The sequence below is a fragment of the Paraburkholderia sp. genome (genome assembly GCF_034668105.1).
In the GTDB taxonomy this organism is placed as follows: Bacteria; Pseudomonadota; Gammaproteobacteria; order Burkholderiales; family Burkholderiaceae; genus Paraburkholderia.
On record NZ_JAXDPY010000425.1, the window covers coordinates 1 to 9,237 of the forward strand.

Genomic DNA, 9,237 nt, shown 5'->3' on the forward strand with positions numbered 1-9,237 from the left:
GATGTTCTCGGCCGCACTCTGCGCACCGGTGACGATGTGCACTTTCACCTCGAGCCGGCTGCCACTCATGCCGATCGGCTCTTTGACCTCGTGGCCGTCGATGATGAATTCCTGCGGCTCGACCAGCAGCAGGCGCTGGTCGTTCGGGATGTTGATCGCCTTCGCCGTCTCGATCACGCGAGCGACGTCCGTCTGCGTGACTTCCTTTTCCTTGATCGCCACCATGCCGCTCGAATTGAAGCTGCGGATATGGCTGCCGGCGATCCCGGTAAATACGTTCGTGATCTTGCAATCGGCCATCAGCTCGGCTTCCTCGAGCGCGCGCTGAATGGATTGCACGGTGGCTTCGATGTTCACCACCACGCCTTTCTTGAGCCCCTTCGATTCGCTCTGGCCGAGGCCGATCACCTCGTAGTGACCCTCGCCCTTCAACTCGGCGACAATGGCCACGACCTTCGACGTCCCGATGTCGAGGGCGACCAGCAGATCTTTATAGTCTTTACTCATAGCGTGCTCATTGCGTGTGATGTCCGTTTACTTCTTGCCCTTGTCGGGTTCGGTGATAAAGCGCATCCCTGCCGCGCGAATCGCGAAACCGTTCGGATAGCGCAAGTCCGCATACTCGATATCCTTCCCCCAACGTTGCGTCACCGCGTTCCACGCCGCGGTCAGGCGCTTGCTGCGATCCTGCAGCGTGTCCTGATTGCGTTCGCGCCCAAATTCCACCTGCATGCCGTTCGAGAGCTTCACCGTCCAGGCGTAGCGCGGCGACAGCGTGACTTCATCCGGCGTCGCCCCCAGCGGCGCAAACCACTTCTTGAAGTCGCTATACCGCGCGACGACTTCTTTTGCCGTACCGTCCGGACCGTCGAACGCGGGCAGATCATCGTCGAGCTCGCCCTGGTTCGCGGTGAACAGTTCGCCGTCGACGCTCACCAGCTGATCGCTGCCCCACGTTCCCAGCGGTTTGTACTCTTCGAGCGTGACAGCCAATGCATTCGGCCAGACCCGCCGCACGCTCGCGTGACGCACCCACGGCATCTGCTCGAATGCCTGGCGCGCGACATCGAGATCCACCGTGAAAAAGTTGCCCTTCAAACGCCCGACTACGCCGGCGCGCACCGTCGGCGAATTGATGTGCTCGGTGTCGCCATCGATCTGGATTTCGCGCAGTGCGAAATTTGGCCGCTGGATCAACCAGTAACCGCCTGCCGCCAGCAGCACGAGCACCAGCAACGCATGCAATGCGCTGGCGGCGAGATTGAGCTGGCGAACGTTGTTCCACATGGGGTTGCTTTCGGGTTGCCCCGGTTAGTCCTGCAGCGTCAGCGCCAACACGCCGACAACCAGTTCCTGATAGCTGATGCCCACCGCGCGCGCCGCTTTCGGCGGCAGCGAATGATCGGTCATGCCAGGGGCCGTGTTCACTTCCAGGAAGTACGGGTTGCCGTGCGCATCCAGCATGAAATCGGCGCGGCCCCAATCGGTGCAGCCGAGTACGTCGAACGCACGACGCGCCAGCACTTTCAGACGCGCTTCCTCGTCCGGCGTCAGACCGCACGGAATCAGGTACTGCGTGTCGTTGGCGATGTACTTCGCGTGGTAGTCGTAGAACTCGCCGGCCGGCACGATGCGGATCACCGGCAGGTCCAGATCGCCGGCAATGCACGCGGTGTATTCGCCGCCGCCCTCAATGCTCTTTTCCACCACGACAATCTTGTCGTACTTGACTGCTTCGACGAGCGCCGCCGGCAATGCGTCGGTGCTTTTCACCTTGATCACCGCGACGCTCGAGCCTTCGCTGGCCGGCTTCACGAACAGCGGCAAGCCGAGCTTCGCGACGATGTCTTTCGCGCGTGCTTCGTAGTCGTCGCCGCGCAGCACGGCTTCGAACGGCGGCGTCGGAATGCCGAGCTGCTGCCACACGAGCTTGGTGCGGAATTTGTCCAGACCGAGCGCCGAGCCGAGCACGCCGCTGCCGGTGTAGCGAATCCCGTAGAAATCGAGCGCGCCCTGGATCTGGCCGTTCTCGCCATAACCGCCGTGCAGCGCGTTGAACGCGCGCACGAAGCCTTCTTCCTTCAACGCGGCGAGCGGACGCTCGGCCGGGTCGAACGGATGCGCGTCGATACCGGCGTCGCGCAAACCTTGCAGCACGAGGCGGCCGGAATTGAGCGACACCTCACGCTCGGCGGAGTCTCCACCGAGCAGCACTGCCACTTTGCCGAATTGTTTCGGATCGATACCGCTCATCTCACTCACACCTTCGTCTCTTGCGCGAGGCGACCCGGCACACCGCCGATCGAACCCGCGCCCATCGTGATGACCACATCGCCGTCGCGCACCACTGCTGAGAGCGCGTCCGGCACTTCATCCACCGTATCGACAAACACCGGTTCGACCTTGCCCGCCACACGCAGCGCGCGCGCGAGCGCACGGCCGTCCGCGGCGACGATCGGCGCTTCGCCGGCCGAATAGACTTCGGTCAGCACGAGCGCGTCGACGGTCGACAGCACCTTCACAAAATCTTCGAAGCAATCGCGGGTGCGCGTGAAGCGGTGCGGCTGGAAGGCCAGCACCAGACGCCGCCCAGGAAACGCACCGCGCGCCGCCGCCACCGTGGCCGCCATTTCAACCGGGTGATGACCGTAATCGTCAACCAGCGTGTATGCGCCGCTGGTCTTGTCTTCGTTGATCACCGGCACTTCGCCGTAGCGCTGGAAGCGCCGGCCCACACCGTTGAAATCCGCGAGCGCCCGCTGGATATCGGCATCTTTCACTTCGAGTTCAGTCGCAATCGCGATGGCGGCCAAAGCGTTCTGCACGTTGTGCTCGCCGGGCAGGTTCAAGACGATGTCGATCGGCGCCGCGTCTTCGCGCATCGCCGTGAAATGCATCTTGCCGCCACGCGCTTCGACATTCACCGCGCGCACCTGCGCGTCCGGTGCAAAGCCGTAGCGGATGATCGGCTTCGACACGAACGGCAGAATCTCTTTCACGTTCGGATCGTCGACGCACAGCACCGCGATCCCATAGAACGGCAGGCGATGCGTGAATTCGATAAACGCCTGCTTGAGCCGCGCGAAGTCGTGGCCGTAGGTATCCATGTGATCGGCGTCGATGTTCGTGATGACTTCGATCACCGGAAACAGATTCAGGAACGACGCATCCGACTCGTCCGCTTCGGCAACGATGAAGTCGCCGGTACCCAGACGCGCATTGGCGCCTGCGCTGATCAGGCGCCCACCGATCACGAAGGTCGGATCGAGCCCACCCGCGGCCAGCACGCTCGCCACCAAAGACGTGGTCGTGGTCTTGCCGTGCGTGCCCGCGATCGCGATACCCTGCTTCAGCCGCATCAGTTCGGCGAGCATCACCGCGCGCGGCACGATCGGAATCCGGCGATGACGCGCGGCCAGCACTTCCGGGTTGTCGCTACGCACCGCCGTGGAGACGACCACCGCGTTCGCGCCTTCAATGTTTTCGGCCGCGTGGCCGATCGCGATTCGCGCGCCGAGCGCGGCGAGACGATCGGTGATCGCGTTGCTCGACAGGTCCGAGCCGCTCACCTGATAGCCGAGGTTGACCAGCACCTCCGCGATGCCGCTCATGCCGACACCGCCGATGCCGACAAAGTGAATGTGTTTGACGATGTGTTTCATTGCTTTCCTTCTGGGCTCGCGCCCGACATCGAACCCGCCACAGTCGCGCAAATCTGCGCGACCTGTTCCGTGGCGTCGGGTTTCGCGAGCGAGCGCGAACGCTCCGCCATCTGCGCGAGGGTCTCTCGCGTCTGGCTGCGCAACCAGTCGGCGAGTGTTTCCGCCGACAGATCGCGTTGTTGCACGACCAGCGCCGCGCCGTTATCGGCGAGGAACGCTGCATTAGTGGTTTGGTGATCGTCTACTGCAAATGGGAACGGTACGAAGAACGCCGCCACCCCTACTGCTGAAATCTCCGACACGGTCATTGCGCCCGAGCGGCAGATCACCAGATCCGCGTTCGCGTACGCACTCGTCATGTCGTCGATGAAGGGCACGAGCTCTACGTCGGCACCGGCTTTCAGGCCTGCTGCCGCGTAGTTCTCACGCAGCGCTTCAATATGCTTCGCGCCCGCCTGATGCACGATGCGCGGACGTTCGTTCGGCGCCAGCAACGCAACCGCGCGCGGCACCACTTCATTCAACGCCGCGGCCCCCAGACTGCCGCCCACCACCAGCACATTCAACGGACCGCTGCGTTGCGCGTAGCGTGCTTTGGGTGCAATTGCGCGCGCAAGTTCCGCACGAATCGGGTTTCCGGTCCATTCGCCGTGCGGCAGCGCATTCGGGAACGCAACCAGCACGCGTTTGGCAACCTTCGCGAGCACCTTGTTCGCGAGGCCCGCAATCGAGTTCTGTTCATGCAGCACCAGCGGACGGCCGCTCAACGCGGTCATCAAACCCGCCGGGAACGTGATGTAGCCGCCCATGCCGAGCACGACGTCCGGCTTCACGCGACGCAGCACGCTCAGGCTTTGCGAGCAGGCGCGCAGCAGGTTCAGCGGCAGCATCAGCTTGGTCTTCAGACCTTTGCCGCGCAGCCCGCCAAAGCGCACGTATTCCATCGCGATGCCGTGCTTCGGCACCAGCGTGGCTTCCATGCCCGCGGGATTGCCAAGCCATACGACCTTCCAGCCCCACGCCTGCATCAGGTGCGCGACCGCGAGCCCCGGGAACACGTGTCCCCCGGTGCCGCCGGCCATTACCATCAGCGTGCGTTGCGCCGCAGCGGTCATACCTTCCCTCCCCGCATCAACACCCGGTTCTCGTAGTCGACCCGCATCAATACCGCCACCGCCAGGCAGTTCAGCAAAATCCCCGAACCGCCATAACTGACGAGCGGCAACGTGAGACCTTTAGTCGGCAGGAGCCCGAGGTTCACGCCCATGTTGATAAAGGTCTGCGCGCCGAACCAGATGCCGATGCCCTTCGCCACCAGTCCCGCGAACGTGCGGTCGAGTGCGAGCGCCTGACGGCCGATCTCGAACGAGCGGCGCACGATCCAGTAGAACATCAGGATCACGACGAGCACGCCGACAAAACCCAGCTCCTCGCCGATCACCGCGAGGATGAAGTCGGTATGCGCTTCCGGCAAATAGTTGAGCTTCTCGACACTGCCCCCGAGACCGACGCCGAACCACTCGCCGCGTCCGAAAGCGATCAGCGAGTGCGTCAATTGGTAGGCCTTGCCCTGCGCGTAACGGTCGTCCCACGGATCGAGGTAGGCGAAAATCCGCTCACGGCGCCACGGCGACGCCCACACCAGCAAGCTGAACGTGCCGACCGCGGTGGCCACGAGGCCGCCGAACAGCTTGCCGTTCACGCCGCCCAGGAACAGCACGCCCATCGCGATCGCGGCGATCACCATGAACGCGCCCATGTCCGGCTCGAGCAGCAGCAACGCGCCGACGAGACCCACTGCAACCGCCATCGGCAGAAAGCCCTTGGCGAAGCTGTGCATGTATTCCTGTTTGCGCACCGTGTAGTTCGCCGCGTAGATCGTCACGGCGAGCTTCATGATTTCCGACGGCTGCATGTTCGTGATGCCAAGCGGAATCCAGCGGCGCGCGCCGTTCACGCCCTTGCCGACGTGTGGAATCAGCACGATCACCAAGGCGAGCAACGAAATCAGGAAAAGCTTCGGCGCGTACTTGTCCCACGTCGAGATCGGAATGCGGAACGACACGACGCCGATCACCGAGCCCATCACCACGAAAATGAGCTGGCGCACGAGGAATGCGTAATCGCGGTACGACGCGTATTTCGGTGAATCGGGCATCGCGATCGATGCCGAATACACCATCACGACGCCGAGGCCGAGCAGCGCGACGACCACCCACAGCAGCGAATGATCGTAGTCGAGCATTCGCGAGCGCAGCGGACGCACGCCGTTGACAGCGCTCGCGAGACCGCTGCCGCCGGTGCGGCTGGAAGCGCGGCTTGCGCCGCCCGTATCGCCATTGCCGGCGCGGGCGCCGGCAAGGCTCGAACCGAAACGTTCCGACCAGCTCATATCATTGTCCCCCGTTCGGCCGCGATGTCTTCCACTGTGCTGCGGAACACCGCCGCGCGATGTGCGTAACCCTTGAACATGTCGAAGCTCGCGCAAGCCGGCGACAGCAACACGGCGTCCCCCGGTTGCGCCACGGCGGTGGCGGACCGCGTCGCTTCTTCGAGCGTGGCGTGGTCGGTCATCGCGATCCCGGTGACTTCCAGCGCGGCGCGAATCTGCGGCGCGTCACGGCCGATCAGCATCACGGCGCGGCACCAGCGCATCACCGGTGCGGCAAGCGGTTCGAAATCCTGGCCCTTGCCGTCGCCGCCGGCGATCAACACCGTGCGTTGCGCGAGACCGTCGAGCGCCGCAACCGTCGCGCCGACGTTGGTGCCCTTGCTGTCGTCGACGTAATCGACACCTTCGATCGACGCGATCAATTCCACCCGATGCGGCTCACCCCGGTATTCGCGCAGACCGTGCAGGAGCGGCGCGCCAGGCAGACCGATGGCGCGCGCCAGCGCATACGCGGCCAATGCGTTCGCGGCGTTGTGCAGACCGCGAATGCGCAACGCGTCGGCCGGCATCAAACGTTTGAGCGCGATGTTCTTGGGCGCCGCCACTTCGTTCTTGCGACGGCGCGTCGGCGCCGGCTCGTCGCTGGCATCGCGATCGTGCGCTTCGACCAGCCAGACCATGCCGTTGTCGCGCAGCAGACCGTAGTCGCCGTCGTTCTTCGGCTCGGTCACGCCGAACGTGATCATCGCAGCGTCACTTTCCGCGGCAGGCGTGAGCGCCATCACCCGGGAGTCGTCGCGATTCAGCACGCGCACGGTGTGTGTACCGAAGATGCGGCCCTTCGCGGCGGCGTAGGCATCGAGGCCGCCATGCCAGTCCAGATGGTCCTGCGTGATGTTCAAAACGACCGCCGCATCCGGCGTAAACGTGTGCGCGGTTTCCAGCTGGAAGCTCGACAGTTCCAGCACCCACACATCGGGCAACGCGGTGTTGTCGATCGCTTCACTGAGCTTGTCCAGCACGGCCGGGCTGATGTTGCCCGCCACCGCGACTTTCTTGCCGGCGCGTTCGCACAAAAGACCGGCCAGGCTCGTGGTCGTGGTCTTGCCATTGGTACCGGTGATCGCGATCACCTTCGGCACGTAGCCGCTTTCGCCAAGCGTCTTCAACGCTTGAGCGAAGAATTCGAGTTCGCCCCACACGGGGATGCCTTGCTCGCGCGCTGCCGTGATCAACGGCAGCAAGTCGGCGGCGAGCGGCGACAAGCCCGGGCTGATCGCCACGAGTTCCACGCCTTCGAGCAGCACCGGCGAAAACGGGCCGCCGACGAATTCGGCATCGACGCTGTGCGCTTCGAGCGCGGACAGGTTCGGCGGCACCTCGCGCGTATCGGCCACACGCAGCCGACAGCCGTGCCGCGCGCACCAGCGCGCCATTGCGAGACCGGATTCACCGAGTCCCAGCACGAGCACCATCGGCTTTTGCCGATCCCGAAACTTCTCGCCAAACATCGCCTGCTTCCCCTAAATACGACTTAACGCAACTTGAGCGTGGACAACCCGAACAGGCACAACATCAACGTGATGATCCAGAAACGCACGACCACCTGCGTTTCCTTCCAGCCCGACAGTTCAAAGTGGTGATGCAGCGGCGCCATCTTGAACAGACGCCTGCCTTCGCCATAACGGCGCTTGGTGAACTTGAACCACGTCACCTGCAACATCACGGAGAGCGTCTCCGCGACAAAAATGCCGCCCATGATGAAGAGCACGATTTCCTGGCGCACGATCACCGCCACCGTGCCAAGCGCGCCGCCCAGCGCCAATGCGCCGACGTCGCCCATGAACATCTGGGCCGGGTGGGTGTTGAACCAGAGAAACGCGAGCCCTGCCCCGCCCATCGCCGAACAGAAGATCAGCAACTCGCCTGCACCGGCGATATGCGGAAACAGCAGGTACTTCGAGTACACCGAGCTACCCATCACATAAGCGAACACGCCGAGCGATGCGCCGACCAGGACGACCGGCATGATCACGAGGCCGTCGAGACCGTCGGTGAGATTGACCGCATTGCTCGCGCCGACGATCACCAGATACGTCAGCACGATGAAGCCCCACACGCCGAGCGGATAGCTGATCGATTTGACGAACGGCAGCATCAGATCGGCGCGCGCCGGCAGGCCCATCGACAAGCCGCTGCGCACCCAGGCCATGAACAGATCGAATACGCGCACGTTGCTCGCTTCGGACACGCTGAACGCGAGATACACCGCTGCGAACAGGCCGATCACCGACTGCCAGAAATACTTTTCACGCGACGACATGCCACGTGGGTCCTTGTAGACCACCTTGCGGTAATCGTCGACCCAACCGATCACACCGAAACCGAACGTGACGAGAATCACGATCCAGATGAAACGATTGGTCAGATCGGCCCACAACAGCGTTGCCACGGCGATACCGAGCAGAATCAGCACACCGCCCATGGTTGGCGTACCCGATTTGACGAGGTGCGTCTGCGGACCGTCTTTACGAACGGCCTGGCCGACCTTCATCGCGGTCAGCTTGCGGATCACCGCCGGGCCGCAGACGAGCCCGATCAGCAGCGCGGTGATGGTGGCCATCACCGCACGAAAAGTCAGATAACTGAACACGCGCAAGAAGCTTGCGTCATTCTGCAGCCATTGCGCCAGCGCCAGTAGCATGCTTCGGTCCTTCTATTTCAATGTGCAGCGGGCGTGCTGCCCGCTGCGTTGGGTTGTGGACTCGTTACGGCGTCCACCACGCGCTCCATTTGCATGAAGCGCGAGCCTTTCACGAGAAGCGTTGCAGCAGCGCCGAAACCGGCTTGCTGCAATTGCGCGACCAGCGTGCCGACGTCGGCTAGGTGATGCGCGCCCGGGCCGTACGCGGTGCAGGCGTCGCGCGCGGCGTCGCCCATGGCGTACAGCGCGTCGATACCGCGTTCCCTGGCGTACGCACCGATCTCGCGGTGAAATGCCGGGCCGTTGTCGCCGACTTCGCCCATGTCGCCCATCACCAGCACGCGCGGCGATTCGCGCGACGCGAGCACGTCGATCGCCGCACGCATCGAATCGGGGTTCGCGTTGTAGGTGTCGTCGATCACGGTCGCGCCGGCGAGCGCGCCGACCGATGCCTGCTTCACCTGCAAGCGGCCTTTCAC

The 9,237-nt window shown here is 63.6% G+C and carries 9 protein-coding genes; all 9 read right to left on the reverse strand.

Annotation, left to right across the window (positions count from 1 at the left end; genetic code table 11):
• On the reverse strand, positions 1–507 hold a 507-nt coding region (ftsA, locus tag QOC89_RS19115), incomplete at its 3' end, for a cell division protein FtsA (protein ID WP_323046460.1).
• Positions 508–534: 27 nt separating this feature from the next.
• Positions 535–1,287, reverse strand: a complete 753-nt coding sequence (locus tag QOC89_RS19120; protein WP_323046461.1) for a cell division protein FtsQ/DivIB — start codon at positions 1,285–1,287, stop codon at positions 535–537.
• A gap of 24 nt (positions 1,288–1,311) precedes the next feature.
• A complete protein-coding gene (locus tag QOC89_RS19125; RefSeq protein WP_323046462.1) occupies positions 1,312–2,253 on the reverse strand; it encodes a D-alanine--D-alanine ligase in 942 nt (313 codons plus the stop codon).
• A gap of 5 nt (positions 2,254–2,258) precedes the next feature.
• Entirely contained in the window at positions 2,259–3,662 is a 1,404-nt protein-coding gene (murC, locus tag QOC89_RS19130; protein WP_323046463.1) for a UDP-N-acetylmuramate--L-alanine ligase, read from the reverse strand.
• Complete coding sequence (gene murG, locus QOC89_RS19135) at positions 3,659–4,777, reverse strand: undecaprenyldiphospho-muramoylpentapeptide beta-N-acetylglucosaminyltransferase (RefSeq protein WP_323046464.1); 1,119 nt, start codon at positions 4,775–4,777, stop codon at positions 3,659–3,661. Before murG ends, murC begins: the two co-directional genes overlap by 4 nt.
• Positions 4,774–6,054 carry a putative lipid II flippase FtsW gene (gene ftsW, locus QOC89_RS19140; protein WP_323046465.1) on the reverse strand — a complete coding sequence of 427 codons (1,281 nt, stop codon included), beginning with the start codon at positions 6,052–6,054 and terminating at the stop codon, positions 4,774–4,776. Before ftsW ends, murG begins: the two co-directional genes overlap by 4 nt.
• The gene (gene murD, locus QOC89_RS19145) at positions 6,051–7,565 is read right to left on the reverse strand and encodes a UDP-N-acetylmuramoyl-L-alanine--D-glutamate ligase (RefSeq protein ID WP_323046466.1); all 1,515 of its coding nucleotides are present in this window, start codon (positions 7,563–7,565) and stop codon (positions 6,051–6,053) included. Before murD ends, ftsW begins: the two co-directional genes overlap by 4 nt.
• A 23-nt stretch (positions 7,566–7,588) precedes the next feature.
• Positions 7,589–8,758 (reverse strand): phospho-N-acetylmuramoyl-pentapeptide-transferase, encoded by a 1,170-nt coding sequence (gene mraY, locus QOC89_RS19150; protein ID WP_093645262.1) that lies wholly within the window; start codon positions 8,756–8,758, stop codon positions 7,589–7,591.
• Between the two features lie 17 nt (positions 8,759–8,775).
• Positions 8,776–9,237 (reverse strand): glutamate ligase domain-containing protein (locus tag QOC89_RS19155; RefSeq protein ID WP_323046467.1); only part of this gene is annotated, 462 nt, incomplete at its 5' end.